Here is a 16089-nt window from a genome sequence, read left to right on the forward strand (position 1 = left end):
ATCCATCCGCATACCATGACCGCCACTCACGCCCATTCTCTCGATACCCTCGACACGCCCGCCGCCATCATCGACGTGGCGCGCATGCAGCACAACATCGCCCGCATGCAGGACCGCATGAACGGGCTGGGCGTAAGCCTGCGCCCGCACGTCAAGACCAGCAAATGCACGCCGGTAGCGCTGGCGCAGCTGGCCGCCGGCGCGCATGGCGTGACCGTATCGACGCTGAAGGAAGCCGAACAGTTCTTCGCCGCCGGCATCACCGACATCCTGTACGCCGTGGGCATGGCCGAGCATCGCCTGCCGGCGGCGCTGGCGCTGCGCCGGCGCGGCTGCGACCTCAAGATCATTACCGACAACGCCGGGTCGGCCCGCGCCATTGCCGACTTCGGCCGCGCCCACGACGAAGTGTTCGAGGTGTGGATAGAGATCGACACCGACGGCCACCGCTCGGGCATCAAGCCGGAGGAAGCGGCGCTGCTGGCGGTGGGCGCGGCGCTGCATGAGGGCGGCATGCGTCTGGGCGGCGTCATGACGCACGCCGGCTCGAGCTACGACCTGGATACCCCCGAAGCCCTGGCCGCCATGGCCGAACAGGAACGCGCCGGCTGCGTGCGCGCCGCCGAGCGCCTGCGCGCCGCCGGCCTGCCGTGCCCGGTGGTCAGCGTCGGCTCGACGCCCACGGCGCTGTCGGCCGCGCAGCTGCGCGGCGTGACCGAAGTGCGCGCCGGCGTCTACGTGTTCTTCGACCTGGTGATGCACAACATCGGCGTGTGCCGCGTCGACGAGCTGGCCCTCAGCGTGCTGGCCACCGTGATCGGGCACCAGGCCGACAAGGGCTGGGTCATCGTGGACGCGGGCTGGATGGCGATGAGCCGCGACCGCGGCACGCAGAAGCAAAAGCAGGATTTCGGCTATGGCCAGGTCTGCACGGTGGACGGCGCGCCGCTGGCGGGCTATACGCTGATCGGCGCCAACCAGGAGCACGGCATCATGGCCGGCGGGCCGGCCGGCGAGGATGTGACGACGCGTTTTCCGGTGGGCATGCGGCTGCGCATCCTGCCCAACCATGCCTGCGCCACCGGAGCGCAGTTCCCGCAATACCATGCCCTGGAAGCCGGCGGCGGATTGCAGACCTGGGAACGCGCGCACGGCTGGTAGCGGCCCGCGCCCGCCTGGCTACCCGCCGCGCAATACGCTATGCTCGACGCGCGCCGCCGTTTTCGCCGGCGCAGCGCCGTACCCAGCGTAGTCACACCCCGTAGTCACCCCCTCATCCTTCCACCAGGCGGAGAATATCCATGAGCGGCTACTTTGTACTCAAGGCGAGCGGTACGCAGTACATGTTCAATCTGCACGCGGGCAATCACGAAATCATCCTGACCAGCGAACGCTACACCAGCAAGGCGGCGGCGCAGGACGGCATCGCGTCGGTGCAGAAGAACGCGCCCGACGACGCGCGTTACCAGCGGCTGACCGCCAAGGACGGTTCGCCCTATTTTTCGCTGACGGCGACCAACGGACAGTCGATCGGGCGCAGCGAAATGTACAAGACCACCCAGGCGCGCGACAACGGCATCGCCTCGGTCAAGTCCAACGCCCCCGGGGCGCCCACCAAGGACCAGACCCAGGCCTGAGCCGCCGCGCGTCCACCCATGAAAAAACCCCGCCAGGCCAGCGCCGGCGGGGTTTCTCGCAGGGATGGGCGTACCCTGGCTACTTGATGCCGATGAACGGCAGGGCCGCGCCCGGCACTTGCGTGGCCGGCAGCACGCCGTCCCATTTTTCCACGGCGTTCAGGCTGACCAGGTTGGTATTGGCGGCCAGCGCCTCGGCCTTGGCGCGGATCGAGGCGGCCTCGGCCTCGCCGCGCAGGCGGATGCCGTCGGCTTCGGCGGTGAACTGCTGGCGGCGCGCATCGGCTTCGGCCTTGGCCTTGACCACCTGGATCTCGGCGGTGATCATGGCCGTCTCTTTCTGCTGCCGGGTGGTCTCGATCTGCACCTGCGCCAGCATGCGCTGCTCTATCGAATGCTCGTAGGCCTTCGAGAAACCCACTTCCTCGACCTGCACGCCAACAATCTGCACCGGCGCGCCGTCCATGGCCGAAAGCACCGCCGTATTCACGTCCACGCCTAGCTTCTGGCGCTCCTGGATGGCGCGCACCGCGGTGTAGCGGCCGAACACATTCTTGACCGCGTCAGGCGTCTTGCGCTCGAGCACGCGCATCTGCAGGTTGCTGATCGTGCCGTACTCGGCATACAGCTCGGCCACGTGCTCGGCCGGCACCCGGTAGGTTACCGACACGCGCAGCGTGGCGGGCTGCTGGTCATAGCTATAGGCTTCGAGGTTCTCGAAGATGAAGGTGTGATCCCGCACCGACACGGTGCTGACCGAATCGATGAAGGGCGTCTTGAAATCGAGCCCCGGCTCGGAAACGCGCACCAGCTTGCCGTTGCGCAGCACCACGCCGCGTTCGCCCTGGTCCACCTGGAACCACGAGCTGAAGGCCAGCATCAGAATCAATACAAACAGCACGCCGGCGCCGGCGGCAAGTTTGGCGTTACGCGGGATCACTCGATTTCTCTCCGTTGGGTTTTCCGGGCCCTTCTATCGGCAAGCACGGCGGCGATGCCGCGCGCCAACAAATAGGCCACCACAGCGGCCCCCACCAGGATCAGGAAATACCTCATGGCAAGCCCTCCGAATATTGCGCGGACGCAATTCTATCCGGGGCTTGCCGCAAGGCACGACGAGATGAGTTGAAACGCAACAAAAGTTGACGAAACGCCCTTTTGGGCGCGAAAAACGGCGAGGCTGGGCGCCCGGGCTAGGCGCCGTCGAGCTCCGGGTAGTGGCGGAAAATGCCGTCGCCAAAGGGCAGGCGGCGGTCGCTGGCCAGGTAGTCGCGCAACTCCGGCAATTCGGCCACGCGCGCGTGCAGCGCCATCAGCCGCGGATAGCGGTGCATCAAGGTGCGCATGCGCCGCGGAAAAGCGTGCAGCAGGCCTTCGACCACGTGGTACAGCGACAGGTCGGCATAACTCCAGCGGCCCATGTCGGTGAGCCAGCCGCCCGGCCTGTCCAGCGCCTGCTCGAAGTACTGCATGAACTTCGGCATGCGCGCCTCGCGAAAATCGGCGGCCCGGCGCAGCGCCACGTCCTGCTGGTCTTCGTAGTAGAGGCCGGCGGCCACCGGATGGTGCACGTCGTGCGCTTCGGCCGTCAGGTCGGCAATGGTGAGCTGCAGCTGGTTGACCCACAGGCGGCCGGCGCGGTCCGGCGGGGCCAGGCCATGCTCCACGCCCAGGAACAGCAGGATATTGGCCGTCTGCGCGATGGTCATGCCATCGGCGACCAGATAGGGCGGCGCAAACGGCGCCGTGTCGCGCCGGCGCCGCATGTCGGCCAGCATGTCGCCGCCGGGCTCGCGCGCGCGGTCGCGATAGGGGATCTTGCCCGCCTCCAGCGCCAGCCGCACGAACTCGCCGCGGCCGGGTATGCCGTCCCAGTACCAGAGGTCGTAAGCCATGGGTGCTCCTTGCGGGTCGCGATATGCCTGTTGTAACGCAAGCCACGGGGCCGGCGAAAGCGTCCACCCGCCTTAACCCCGGTTGAACGATAGGTGCAGCGGGGCTGAAGGCCGCCGCGCGCCCCGCGGTTTATAGTCGAGCCTGCCCCCATTTTCTGGAAAGCCGTCCATGCCTGCCCCGAGCGCCCCTGCCCGCTATCTTGCCCCCGACACCCTGGCCCGGCCGGGCGGCCACTACAGCCACGCCTGCGTGGCCAATGGCATGGTGTACGTGTCCGGGCAGTTGCCGATCGGCCCCGACGGGACCAAGCTGGCCGACGCGCCCTTCGAGGCGCAGGCGCGCCAGGTGCTGGACAACGTGGCGGCCGCGCTGGCGGCGGCCGGCAGCGGCATCGACCGCCTGGTCCAGGTGCGCGTGTATGTGGACAGCGTGGAAAACTGGCCGGCCTTCGACGCCATCTACGCCGAGTGGGCGAGCTCGGCGCGCCCGGCCCGCGCGGTGGTGCCGACCGGGCCGCTGCATTACGGCTTCAAGGTGGAAGTGGAAGCCGTGGCGCTGGCGTGAAGCGCGGCTAGGCCGCGCCGGCAGGCGTGGCCTTGGTGAAGAACAGGTCGGTGACCAGCGCATTGTCGATGGTCTCGCCGCTGAGCGTGCGAGCCAGCAGTTCGGCGCCCAGCAGCTGCAGCGAGAACACCATGTCGGGCTGTACCCGGCGGATCTTGGCCAGGTGCATGGCGGTATTGGCCACCGCCACCGTCCTGGTGTCCGGGCCGGCCACCTCCTTGGCGGCCAGCACGATGAAGGCGTTGTCGGCGTCGTCGTCGCGCAGCGCCAGCACGTAGCGCGCATGGGCGGCGCCGGCTTCGGCCAGCACGGCGGTGTTGGAGGGATCGCCGGTCACCAGGTCGGCATCCTCCGGATAATCGTGCGCGATGCCCGGCGCGACCACGACGGTGACGTTGTTGCCGCGCTCGCGCATGCCGGCGTAGACGCTTTGCGCCAGCGGCGTGGCGCCGGCGATGATGATGTGATGTTTGCGCATGGCGTGGGATATCCGTCCTCGGACCAGCCGTTTGAGATTGCCGCCGATCACCGGCCCCGCGATGGCGCTGATCGACGTGGCGAACACCGTGATGCCCAGGATGATGATCGAGGCCGCGAACAGCCGCGCGGCGGTCGTCTGCGGGGTGATATCGCCATAGCCCACGGTGGACATCGACACGATGGAGAAATAGAACGCCGTGGCGGGGCTCTCGACCTTGGGCGAGAACTCGGCGCCCAGATAGAGCGTGCCGAATACGGCATAGATCAGCAGCGAGGTGATGCTGATCAGCGCGAACAGGCTGCCGGCCGCCAGGCTGGGGCGATCGAAGCGGCGCCAGAAGCAAACCAGCGCCGCGATCAGCACGCCCGTGTAGGCGAGCAGGAGGCCATGCCCGCCGTCCCACCCTGCCACCACGCCGACGGCGCCCAGCAGCACCAGCGAGAAGGCCCAGGCGATACGCGCCTTGAGCACCAGCCCGGCCGCCATCAGCAGCAGGCCGGCGCCCAGGATGACGCGCGGGATCTGCAGCAGCCCGACGGCGTCCATCGCATCGCGCCAGCTGTCGAACGAGAGCCAGTAATCAAGGGGGTAGTCGGCCGCCCGGCCGAGCACGGGGCGTACGAACAGATAGCCGTCGATGGCAACCAGCGCCGCCAACCACCAATTGGGCGGGAAGTAGCGGCCGATACGGCGCAGGAAATTGCGCAGTCTGATCATGGGGCAAGCGCTCGCGGACGAAACAGCGCGGCCAGTGTAGCGTAGCGCCGCGCCGCCGTGCGCCCCCGCGGCATGCGTCCGACGCGGCCGGGCGGCGCGAGGCGCCGCGCGTGGCCGGGCGTCAAGGCAGCGGCACGCCGGGCGAACCGGCCGAACGCGTACCGGGCAGCGCGTGGCAGCTGGCCGGATGGTAGGTGTGCACCAGCGACAGTTTGACCGTGTCGGTGGCGTTCTGGCGCGCCGCATGCAGGGTGCGGCAGTGGAAGAACACCACGTCGCCGGCCTGCAATTCCGGGCAGACGGCCTGGCCGATCCATTCCTGGTTCTGCGGCAGGTCGTCGCGGAAGAACTTGCGCGCGTCGTATTGCTCGGGCATGAACGACGCCGTGTGCGAACCGGGCACGAAGTACAGCCCGCCGTTGTCGGCCCGCTCGTCGCCCAGCGCCAGCCAACAGGACACCAGGTCGTCGTCGCTGAATGACCAGTAACGGATGTCCTGGTGCCAGCCGGTCAGGCTGCCGAAGGCCGGATGCTTGGTCATGATGCAGTTGTGATGCACCGTGGAAAGCACCGGCGTGTCCTGGAAATAGGCGCGCAGGAAGGCGCCGATGGCCGCCTGCGTGGCCCAGTCGCGAAAACGCGGGTCGCGTCCGTAGGCGTTGAGCAGCCGGCGCACCGTCTGGCCGCCGGCGGCCTGGCGCGAGCTGGGCGCGCCCGGGTACTTGAGATCGGCCTCGTACTCGACCGGGTCCACGGTCTGCGCCAGGTGTTGCAAGGCCAATTCCCGCAGCGCCTGGCGCGCCGGCGGGGAAGCAAAATTGCGCACGACCACGAAACCCTGCTCACGCAGCGTAGCGACCTGCTGTGCGACCAATGCGGCGGACATCCCGAACCTCTTGACTGGCAGATTGGATGCGCGCGGCTCAACCCTTGGCCGCGCGCCCTGCAAGCATACTCCTTTGCCGGGCGTCGTCAGGCCGCCGGCTCGTCGCCTTCCAGGTCCAGGATCGATTGGTCGCGCTCGCGCTCGACATTGCGCACCCATTCGCGCCAGATCGCCACCAGCAGCGCCATCAGCACCGGGCCGACGAACAGCCCGACGATGCCCATGGTCTTGACGCCGCCGACCAGCCCGAAGAAGGTCGGCAGGAACGGCAGCTTGACCGGCCCGCCCACCAGGCGCGGCCGCAGCGTCTTGTCGACGATGAACAGTTCGACCGTGCCCCAGACGAACAGGCCGATGCCGGCCACCAGATGGCCCGAGCCGACCAGGTACAGCGACACCAGCGTGAACGACAGCGGCGCGCCGCCCGGCACCAGCGCCATGAACCCGGTGATGACGCCCAGCAGCACCGGCGAGGGCACGCCGGCCACCCAATAGGCCAGGCCGAGCACGACCCCCTCGCCCAGGGCGATCAGGCACATGCCCGTCACGGTGGAGCTGACCGTGGCCGGCACCACGCGCGAAAAGCGCTGCCAGCGCGCCGGCAGGACGCGCTCGCCCAGGATGTCGAGCTGGCCCACCATGCGGGTGCCGTCCTTGTAGACGAAAAACAGCGTGATCAGCATGAACAGCACGGTCAGCAGCAGCTGGAAGGCGTTGCCCGTGGCCGACAGCACCATGCGGTAGATGTTGCCCAGGTGCTCGCCGCTGACGATCTCGACCAGGGCGCCCAGGGCATGGGGTTCGCCCAGGTAGGTGCGCCAGTATTCGGCCAAGCGCTCCCCCACCATGGGCAGCGACATGATCCAGGCCGGCACGTCCACGCCGTGCTTGTTGGCCGCCAGCGCCCAGGCGAAGAAGTTGCCGGCCTCCTTGATGGCGTACGACAGCGCCATCGACAGCGGCACCACCAGGATCACGATGACGGCGACCAGGGCCAGGGTGGCAGCCAGCGTGGTGCGTCCGCCGAATGCGCGCACCAGGCGCTGGAACAGGGGCCAGGTCGCCAGGCCGATGATCAGCGCCGCCAGCGCCGGCACCAGGAAGCCGCTGAGGAAATAAATGCCGGCCAGCAGGACCAGCAACAGCAGCCAGCGGGCGATCAGGAAGGCGGGCAGTACGGGTTGATGCATAGGCGAAAGCGGTCTCTCTGCATGGATTCGGGGCGAACCCTGGGAATATACAGAGTTTTACGGCCCTGACCGCAAGCTGAATTGTCCGGGGCGCTCCTGTTACAGATGGGCGGGCGCGCCCGGGTCGCAGGGCGCCTGTCTCCGCAGGAGTCCGGTGCCTGTCCCCGCGGGGACAGGCGCCCCCGGCCCCGCGCCCGCTACATGACGAATTCCGGCGCCTCGGATGGCATGCGCTGGCGGGCGGCGGCTGCCGCCGCCGGGGTGAGCTCGGCCTTCTCGACCTGGCACTGCTCCAACTCGCCGTCCCGCTCGGTGCGGCCGCTGAGCAGCGGGCAACGGGCGAACAATTCCGCCACCCAGTCCGAAAACACCCGCACTTTCGGCGAAAGCTGGCGGCTTTGCAGGTAAAGCAGCGACATGGGCACGGGTTTGGGCTTCCATTGCGGCAACACCTCGATCAGGTCGCCCGACTGCAGGTGCGGCAGCGCGATATAGCGCGCCGTCTGGATCAGGCCGAACCCCTGCAGGCCGCAAGCCAGATGGGCGCCCAGGTCGTTGACCGACACCACGCCGGGAACGTCGACCAGGGTTTCCTTGCCGTCCACCACGAAATCCCAGCTGCAGTTGCGCCCGGTGGCCGAGAAATAATGCACCGCCTGGTGCTCGGCAAGCTCCTGCAGCGTATGCGGCATGCCCTTGCGCGCCAGGTACGACGGCGCCGCGCAGGTCAGCGTCTGGAAGGTGCCGATGCGGCGCGCCACCAGGCTGGAGTCCTCCAGCTCGCCGGAGCGGATCACGCAATCGACGGCCTCCTGCACCAGGTCGACCCGGCGGTCGCCCATGCCGATGACCAGCTCGATATCGGGATAGCGGGTGTGGAATTCGCACAACGCCGGAATCAGCACCAGCCGGCCGATACAGGGGGGCACGTCGACCCGCAGCCGCCCCTGCGGGCGCGCCGCGGCGTCCTGGAAGCAGGCCTCGGTTTCCTCGACCTCGGCCAGGATGCGGGTGGCGTGCTTGTAGTAGGCCGCGCCATCCGGCGTCAGGCTGATGCGGCGCGTGGTGCGGTTGAGCAGGCGCACGCCCAGGTGGCGCTCCAGGCCCTGGATGACGGTGGTAACGGTGGTGCGCGGCAGCACCAGCGCGTCGGCGGCCCGGGTGAAGCTGTTGGCTTCGACCACCCGCACGAAGACCTGCATGGCTTGGAAACGGTCCATGGCGGTGTCCTGAATAAGTGTGTGCGCAAAGCATAACGCTGTTTTGGCCCGGATTGTTCGCCCGGAACAAACAGTGTTGACGGCCAGGCATTGTTTATCCGGGCCGACAAAACACTCAGAATTTGCCCATCCGAATCGCCCGCCGGCTCTCCCGCCGTCCCTTGCACCCCCGGGGCGCTGCGCTCGCAGCCCCGGCCGGCCGGGCCCGTTTCTCCCCTATCAGCCCAGTTTCAAGGAAACACCATGATTGTTTCACGCCATCGTATCGCGCTGTTGGCGGTCGTCGCGACGCTGCTTGCGGCGGGCGGCGCCTATTCCCTGCTTCGCTCGCCGGGCGGACCCGCCCAGGCCCAGGCCGCCCCGGCGGCCGCCCCGGTGGATGTCGCGCCGGCGCTGGGCCGCACCATCGTGGACTGGCAGCGCTACTCGGGGCGCCTGGAAGCCATCGACCGTATCGACATCCGGCCGCTGGTCTCCGGCACCCTGACCGAGGTCCATTTCCAGGACGGCAGCCTGGTGAAAAAGGGCGACGTGCTGTTCACCATCGATCCGCGGCCCTACGTGGCCGAGGTCGACCGGGCCCGCGCGGCGCTGGCGGCGGCGCGTGCCCGCGTGTCGTACACCGCCGCCGACCTGGCGCGCGGCCAGCGCCTGCTGGCCGAGAACGCGATCGCCCGGCGCGATTTCGAGGAAAAGCAGAACGCCGCCCGCGAAGCCGCCGCCAACCTGCAAGGGGCGCAGGCCGCCCTGGAGTCGGCCGAGCTGAACCTGGGCTATACGCGCATCGCCGCGCCGGTCGATGGCCGCGTGTCGCGCGCCGAGGTGACGGTGGGCAACGTGGTGGCCGCCGGCGCCGCGTCGGTGCCGCTGACCACGCTGGTATCGGTGGCCCGCATGTATGCCTCGTTCGACGTGGACGAGCAGACTTTCCTCAAGTATGTGAATCCGGCGCGCAACGGCACGGTGCCGGTGCAGCTGGGCCTGGCCAACGAGGACGGCTACTCGCGCGAAGGCCGGGTGCAATCGGTGGACAACCGCCTGGATCCCACCTCCGGCACCATCCGGGTGCGCGCCGTGTTCGACAACGCCGACGGCAGCCTGGTGCCGGGCCTGTACGCGCGCATCCGCCTGGGCGGCGGCGCGCCGCGCGACGCGGTGCTGGTCGACGAACGGGCCATCGGCACCGACCAGAACAAGCGCTTCGTGCTGGTGCTGGAAGACGGCAACCGCACCGCCTACCGCGAGGTGTCGCTGGGCGCCAACGTCGGGCCGCTGCGCGTGGTCGAGAACGGCCTGCGGGCGGGAGAGCGCATCGTCGTCAACGGCATGCAGCGCGTGCGGCCGGGCGATGTGGTCGCGCCCAGCCAGGTTTCCATGGACACGGCGCCGGGCGCGGTCAAGACCGCGGCGGCGGCGCTGCGCTGAACAAGGCGGGATTCCCATGAATATCTCCCGATTCTTCATCGATCGCCCGATTTTCGCGGGCGTGCTGTCGGTGGTGGTGCTGCTGGCCGGCCTGCTGGCCATGTTCCAGCTGCCCATCGCCGAATATCCGGAAGTGGTGCCGCCGTCGGTGGTGGTGCGCGCCCAGTATCCGGGCGCCAACCCCAAGGTCATCGCCGAGACGGTGGCCTCGCCGCTGGAAGAAGCCATCAATGGCGTCGAGGACATGCTCTACATGCAGTCGCAGGCCAACAGCGACGGCAACCTGACGCTGACGGTCAACTTCAAGCTGGGAGTGGACCCCGACCAGGCGCAGCAGCTGGTGCAGAACCGCGTGTCGCAGGCGCTGCCGCGCCTGCCGCCGGACGTGCAGCGGCTGGGCGTGACCACCATCAAGAGTTCGCCCACGCTCACGCTGGTGGTGCACCTGATCTCGCCCAATGACCGCTACGACATCACCTATCTGCGCAATTACGCCATCATCAACGTCAAGGACCGGCTGGCGCGCCTCAACGGCGTGGGCGAGGTCGCCGTATGGGGCTCGGGCAACTACGCCATGCGCGTATGGCTGGATCCGCAGAAAGTCGCCCAGCGCGGCATGACCGCCAGCGAGGTGATCGCCGCGATCCGCGAGCAGAACGTGCAGGTGGCCGCCGGCGTCATCGGCGCCTCGCCCACGCAGGGCGACGTACCCCTGCAGCTCAACGTCAACACGCGCGGCCGCCTGCAGACCGAGCAGGAGTTCCGCGACATCATCCTCAAGACCTCCCCCGATGGCGGCGTCACCTACCTGGCCGACGTGGCGCGCGTCGAACTGGACGCGCAGGAGTACGGACTGCGCTCGCTGCTGGACAACCGCCAGGCCATCGGCATGGGCATCATGCAGGCGCCCGGCGCCAATGCCCTGGACGTGGCCGACCAGGTGCGCGCCACCATGCAGGAGCTGGCGCAGGACTTCCCGCCCGGCGTGGAATACCGCATCGAGTACGACCCGACCCAGTTCGTGCGCTCCAGCATCAAGGCGGTGGTGCACACCCTGCTCGAGGCCATCGCCCTGGTGGTGCTGGTGGTGATCCTGTTCCTGCAGACGTGGCGCGCCTCCATCATCCCGCTGCTGGCGGTGCCGGTCTCCATCGTGGGCACCTTCGCGCTGCTGCTGATGTTCGGCTATTCGATCAACGCCCTGTCGCTGTTCGGCATGGTGCTGGCCATCGGCATCGTGGTGGACGACGCCATCGTGGTGGTCGAGAACGTGGAACGCAACATCAGCGCCGGGCTGACCCCGCGCGAGGCCACCTACCGCGCCATGCGCGAGGTGAGCGGCCCCATCATCGCCATCGCCCTGACGCTGTGCGCGGTGTTCGTGCCGCTGGCCTTCATGACCGGGTTGAGCGGGCAATTCTACAAGCAGTTCGCCATGACCATCGCCATCTCGACGGTGATCTCGGCCTTCAATTCGCTGACGCTGTCGCCGGCGCTGTCGGCCCTGCTGCTCAAGGGCCACCACGACAAGCCCGACTGGCTGACGCGCGGCATGAACCGCTGGCTGGGCGGCTTCTTCAACGGGTTCAACCGTGTGTTCGGGCGCGCCTCCGAGGCGTACGCGACGGGCGTCAGCGGCGTGATCCGCCGCAAGGCGTCGGCCATGGGCGTGTATGCCCTGCTGCTGGCGCTGACCGTGGGCGTGTCCTACCTCGTGCCCGGCGGCTTCGTGCCGGCGCAGGACAAGCAGTACCTGATCGGCTTCACGCAACTGCCCAACGGCGCCTCGCTGGACCGCACCGACGCGGTGATCCGCCGCATGTCGGACATCGCGCTGGCCGAACCCGGGGTGCAAAGCGCCATCGCGTTTCCGGGTCTGTCGATCAACGGGTTCACCAACAGCTCCAGCGCGGGCATCGTGTTCGTGACGCTCAAGCCCTTCGACGAACGCAGGCAGGCGGCCCTCTCGGGCGATGCCATCGCCGCCAGCCTGAACCAGAAATTCAGCGCCATCAAGGATGCGTATATCGCGGTGTTCCCGCCGCCGCCGGTCATGGGGCTGGGCACGCTGGGCGGCTTCAAGCTGCAGCTGGAGGACCGCGCCGCGCTGGGCTACGCCGAACTGGACAAGGCCGCACAGGCGTTCCTGGCCAAGGCGGCGCAGACGCCCGAGCTGGGGCCCTCGTTCTCGAGCTACCAGATCAACGTGCCGCAGCTGGACGTGGACCTGGACCGGGTCAAGGCCAAGCAGCTGGGCGTGCCGGTGACCGACGTGTTCGACACCATGCAGATCTACCTGGGCTCGGTCTACGTCAACGACTTCAACCGCTTCGGCCGGGTGTTCCAGGTGCGCGCGCAGGCCGATGCGCCGTTTCGCGCCCACCCGGACGACATCCTGCAGCTGAAGACGCGCAACGGCGCCGGCGACATGGTGCCGCTGTCCTCGCTGGTGCGGGTGCACCAATCGTTCGGACCCGAGATGGTGGTGCGCTACAACGGCTACACGGCCGCCGACATCAACGGCGGCCCGGCCCCCGGTTATTCGTCCGACCAGGCGCAGGCCGCGGCCGAGCGCGTGGCGGCCGAAACCCTGCCGCGCGGCGTGAAGTTCGAATGGACCGACCTGACCTACCAGCAGATCCTGGCGGGCAACGCCGGCCTGTGGGTGTTTCCGATCAGCGTGCTGCTGGTGTTCCTGGTGCTGGCCGCGCTGTACGAAAGCCTGACCCTGCCGCTGGCGGTCATCCTGATCGTGCCCATGAGCATCCTGGCCGCGCTGACCGGCGTATGGCTGACCGGCGGCGACAACAACATCTTCACGCAGATCGGCCTGATGGTGCTGGTCGGCCTGTCGGCCAAGAACGCCATCCTGATCGTGGAGTTCGCCCGCGAACTGGAGCTGCAGGGCATGGCGCCGCGCGAGGCGGCCATCGAAGCCAGCCGGCTGCGCCTGCGGCCCATCCTGATGACCTCGATCGCCTTCATCATGGGCGTGGTGCCGCTGGTGCTGTCCTCGGGCGCCGGCGCCGAAATGCGCCAGGCCATGGGGGTGGCGGTGTTCTTCGGCATGCTGGGCGTCACCCTGTTCGGCCTGTTCCTCACCCCGGTCTTCTACGTGCTGCTGCGCGCGCTGGGCGCGCGCCGGCTGCACGCCGCCGCCCCGCATCCGGCGCCGGTGACAGCGCCACACCCCGAACACTGATGGGAATCGCAACCATGAAACACATACTGCCACGCGGTTCCGCCCTGCTGGCCATGCTGCTGGTGCTGGCCGGCTGCGCGGTCGGACCGCAGTACGACAAGCCCGCCGTCGCCGTGCCGGCGGCCTACAAGGAAGCCGCCACCTTGCCGGCCGGCCAGGCCGGCGCCTGGCAGGCCGCCCAGCCGGCAGAGAATGCCTTGCGCGGGCAATGGTGGAAGATCTTCGGCGACCCGGCGCTCGACGCGCTGGAAGACGAGGCGCAGCGCACCAACCACAGCCTGCAGGCGGCCGCGGCGCGGCTGGCGCAGGCGCGCGCCCTGCAGCGCGACGCCCGCTCGGCGCGCTTTCCGCGCGTGGACGCCGGCTTCGGCCCGACGCGCCAGCGCCCGTCGCCGGCCTCGCAGGGCCTGGAGCCGGAGGCCTCGACGCAGGCCTCGACCCTGTGGCGCGGACAGCTGTCGGTCGCCTACGAGGCCGACCTGTTCGGCCGCGTCTCGGCCACGGTGGACGCCGCCACCGCCGACTCGCAGCAAAGCGAGGCGCTGTACCGCTCGGTACTGCTGGCGCTGCAGGCTGACGTGGCGCAAGGCTATTTCCTGATCCGCGAGCTGGACGCCGAGCTGCGCATCTACCGGCAGACGGTGGAGCTGCGCGGCGAAACGCTCAAGCTGATCCAGCGCCGCTACGACGCCGGCGACATCAGCGAACTGGACCTGGCGCGCGCGCGCGCCGAACTGGAATCGGCCCGCGCCGAGGCCCTGGGCGTGGAGCGCCGCCGCGCCGCCGCCGAGCATGCGCTGGCCGTACTGCTGGGCAAGACGCCGGCCGAATTCGCCATGCCGGCGCAGCCGCTGGCGCGCGTGGCGGTCAACGTGCCCGCCGGGCTGCCGTCCTCGCTGCTGGAGCGGCGCCCCGACATCGCCGCCGCCGAGCGCGCCATGGCCGCGGCCAACGCCCGCATCGGCGCGGCGCGGGCGGCGTTCTTCCCGCGCCTGGACATCACCGGCGCGGCGGGGTTCGAATCGGCCGAGCTGGGCCAGCTGTTCGAATGGTCCAGCCGCACCTTCCTGCTGGGGCCGCTGGTGGGCGCGGCCCTGTCGCTGCCCATCTTCGACGGCGGCCGGCGCCAGGCCGGCCTGGACCGCGCCCGCGCCGTCTACGAAGAAGACGTGGCCAACTACCGGCAGACCGTGCTCGACGCGTTCCGCGAAGTGGAGGACAACCTGGCCAACCTGCGCATCCTGGCCGACCAGACCCAGGCGCAGGACGCCGCGCTGGACGCTTCGGCGCGCGCGGCCCGGCTGTCGCACACCCAGTACCGCGAAGGGTCCATCAGCTACCTGGACGTCATCGAGGCCGACCGCACCGTCCTGCTGCAACAGCGCGTGGCCGTGCAGCTGGACGGCGAGCGCGCCCGCTCCGCCGTGCAGCTCGTACGCGCGCTGGGCGGCGGCTGGGACACGCCGATTCCGGCGATCGATCCGGATGGCAGGCTGTCCACTCAGGAGCCCGCCGCGGCGGGGCAGCTCTCCCGAGGCGAGCCCGTTCCCGGAGGGGGAGTGGCTCCCAGCTCCTGACACGCTCCCCCGCGGGGGCGGACACGCCGCGTATCGGGATGGCGCGGACTGCTCGCCCGCTGCGCTTCGGACGATAATGCCCGCATGGCCCACCCACCGACCGAAGCGGCGATCGCGCCGCCCCGCCTGTTCTTCGCCCTGTGGCCGGACCCCGCCACGGCGGCCCGGCTGGCGGATTGGGCGGCGCATGCGCAGCGTGCCTACGGCGGACGCGCGATGCGCACCGATACCCTGCACCTGACGCTGGCGTTCCTGGGCGCGGCCACGCCCGCGCAGGCCGCTGAACTGTGCGCCGCCACCGCGGCACGGCGCATCGCGCCGGCCGCGGTGGAACTTGCCCGCTACGGGCTGTTCGCACGCCAGCGCATCGTGTGGGCCGGCCCGCGCCAGGCCGACGCCGCGCTGGCGGCGTTGCACGACGACTTGTGGACGTGGCTGCGCGCCCTGGGCTGGCCCGCGCCGCGGCAGGGCTTCCAGCCGCATGTCACGCTGCTGCGGAATGTGGATGCCCATGCCGCCGCGCCCGCGCCGCCGCCGCCCGTGGCGTGGCGCTACAGCCATTACGCGCTGGTGCAGTCGCAGCCGCGGCTCGGACGGGCCAGCTACCGGGTGCTGGCGCGCACGGCCGCGTAGGCGGCCGCGCCATGGCACAATCCGCCCATCCCATCACCCGGGCAGGGACGACATGCTGATACTGCTGGACCAGGACGGTGTCCTGGCCGATTTCGAACACGCCTTCATCGACGCCTGGCGCAAGCGCCACCCCGATATCGAGCCGGTGGCGTTCGAGGATCGCAAGTCGTTCCATATCCGCGAAGACTATGCGCCCGAGCTGCGGGGCCTGGCCGAGGCCATCTACACCGCGCCCGGCTTCATCCGCGACCTGCCGCCCGTGCCGGGCGCGATCGAGGCATTCCGCGAGCTGCTGGCGCTGGGCATGGACGTGCGCATCTGCTCGTCGCCGCTGATGCAGTTCGAGAACTGCGTGGCCGAAAAGTATCTCTGGGTCGAACGCCACCTGGGCCGCGACGCCACGCAACGGCTGATCCTGACGCGCGACAAGACGCTGGTGCAGGGCGATCTGCTGATCGACGACCGGCCGGTCATCACGGGCGCGGCTCGGCCGCGCTGGCGCCACATCATCTACGACGCGCCGTACAACCGCGACCAGACCGACCGGCCCCGCCTGGACTGGCGCAATTGGCGCAATGTGCTGGCGGGCGAGCTGTACCGCTCGGACGCCTGAACCACTCTCCTCCCGCCGGCCGAAAACGACTATTCTGTGTGTCTACGC

Annotated in this window: 14 protein-coding genes; 8 read left to right on the plus strand and 6 right to left on the minus strand. The window is 69.2% G+C overall.

The window, feature by feature from the left end; genetic code table 11:
- Positions 1-15 precede the first annotated feature (15 nt).
- On the plus strand, positions 16-1161 hold the full coding sequence (locus tag CAL11_RS21895; protein WP_086094263.1) for a DSD1 family PLP-dependent enzyme: 1146 nt from the start codon (positions 16-18) through the stop codon (positions 1159-1161).
- Between the two features lie 140 nt (positions 1162-1301).
- Positions 1302-1637, plus strand: a complete 336-nt coding sequence (locus CAL11_RS21900; protein ID WP_086094264.1) for a YegP family protein — start codon at positions 1302-1304, stop codon at positions 1635-1637.
- 79 nt (positions 1638-1716) lie between these two features.
- Here CAL11_RS21900 and CAL11_RS21905 read toward each other — a convergent pair whose 3' ends face one another.
- Positions 1717-2577, minus strand: a complete 861-nt coding sequence (locus CAL11_RS21905; RefSeq protein WP_033463039.1) for a prohibitin family protein — start codon at positions 2575-2577, stop codon at positions 1717-1719.
- Between the two features lie 253 nt (positions 2578-2830).
- Positions 2831-3532 (minus strand): glutathione S-transferase, encoded by a 702-nt coding sequence (locus CAL11_RS21910; RefSeq protein ID WP_086094265.1) that lies wholly within the window; start codon positions 3530-3532, stop codon positions 2831-2833.
- A 169-nt stretch (positions 3533-3701) separates the two neighbouring features.
- On the opposite strand from CAL11_RS21910, the gene CAL11_RS21915 reads away from it, so the two are divergent.
- Positions 3702-4097 carry a RidA family protein gene (locus CAL11_RS21915; RefSeq protein WP_086094266.1) on the plus strand — a complete coding sequence of 132 codons (396 nt, stop codon included), beginning with the start codon at positions 3702-3704 and terminating at the stop codon, positions 4095-4097.
- Between the two features lie 7 nt (positions 4098-4104).
- Here the strand turns inward: CAL11_RS21915 and kch are convergent, their stop codons facing one another.
- From kch to CAL11_RS21935, 4 genes are all read right to left on the minus strand, one after another.
- On the minus strand, positions 4105-5295 hold the full coding sequence (kch, locus tag CAL11_RS21920) for a voltage-gated potassium channel protein (RefSeq protein WP_086094267.1): 1191 nt from the start codon (positions 5293-5295) through the stop codon (positions 4105-4107).
- Between the two features lie 121 nt (positions 5296-5416).
- Complete coding sequence (locus CAL11_RS21925; protein WP_033463046.1) at positions 5417-6181, minus strand: phytanoyl-CoA dioxygenase family protein; 765 nt, start codon at positions 6179-6181, stop codon at positions 5417-5419.
- A gap of 86 nt (positions 6182-6267) precedes the next feature.
- The gene (locus CAL11_RS21930) at positions 6268-7371 is read right to left on the minus strand and encodes an AI-2E family transporter (RefSeq protein WP_033463047.1); all 1104 of its coding nucleotides are present in this window, start codon (positions 7369-7371) and stop codon (positions 6268-6270) included.
- A gap of 197 nt (positions 7372-7568) precedes the next feature.
- The gene (locus tag CAL11_RS21935; RefSeq protein WP_033463048.1) at positions 7569-8591 is read right to left on the minus strand and encodes a LysR family transcriptional regulator; all 1023 of its coding nucleotides are present in this window, start codon (positions 8589-8591) and stop codon (positions 7569-7571) included.
- 243 nt (positions 8592-8834) lie between these two features.
- Between CAL11_RS21935 and CAL11_RS21940 the strand changes: the two genes are divergently transcribed.
- Genes CAL11_RS21940 through CAL11_RS21960 form a run of 5 tightly spaced genes read left to right on the plus strand, consistent with a single transcriptional unit; the run spans position 8835 to position 16041 of the window.
- Positions 8835-10016, plus strand: a complete 1182-nt coding sequence (locus CAL11_RS21940; protein ID WP_086094268.1) for an efflux RND transporter periplasmic adaptor subunit — start codon at positions 8835-8837, stop codon at positions 10014-10016.
- 16 nt (positions 10017-10032) lie between these two features.
- Complete coding sequence (locus tag CAL11_RS21945) at positions 10033-13218, plus strand: efflux RND transporter permease subunit (protein WP_086094269.1); 3186 nt, start codon at positions 10033-10035, stop codon at positions 13216-13218.
- 14 nt (positions 13219-13232) lie between these two features.
- On the plus strand, positions 13233-14795 hold the full coding sequence (locus CAL11_RS21950) for an efflux transporter outer membrane subunit (RefSeq protein WP_279629037.1): 1563 nt from the start codon (positions 13233-13235) through the stop codon (positions 14793-14795).
- A 48-nt stretch (positions 14796-14843) separates the two neighbouring features.
- Positions 14844-15428, plus strand: coding sequence for an RNA 2',3'-cyclic phosphodiesterase (gene thpR, locus CAL11_RS21955; RefSeq protein ID WP_167382629.1), 585 nt, complete (start codon positions 14844-14846; stop codon positions 15426-15428).
- A gap of 52 nt (positions 15429-15480) precedes the next feature.
- Positions 15481-16041: a 5'-3'-deoxyribonucleotidase gene (locus tag CAL11_RS21960; protein WP_033463053.1), complete on the plus strand. Its 561-nt coding sequence runs from the start codon at positions 15481-15483 to the stop codon at positions 16039-16041.
- The last annotated feature ends 48 nt before the right edge of the window (positions 16042-16089 follow it).

Source organism: Bordetella genomosp. 6, assembly GCF_002119705.1.
GTDB classification, from domain to species: domain Bacteria; phylum Pseudomonadota; class Gammaproteobacteria; order Burkholderiales; family Burkholderiaceae_B; genus Bordetella; species Bordetella bronchiseptica_F.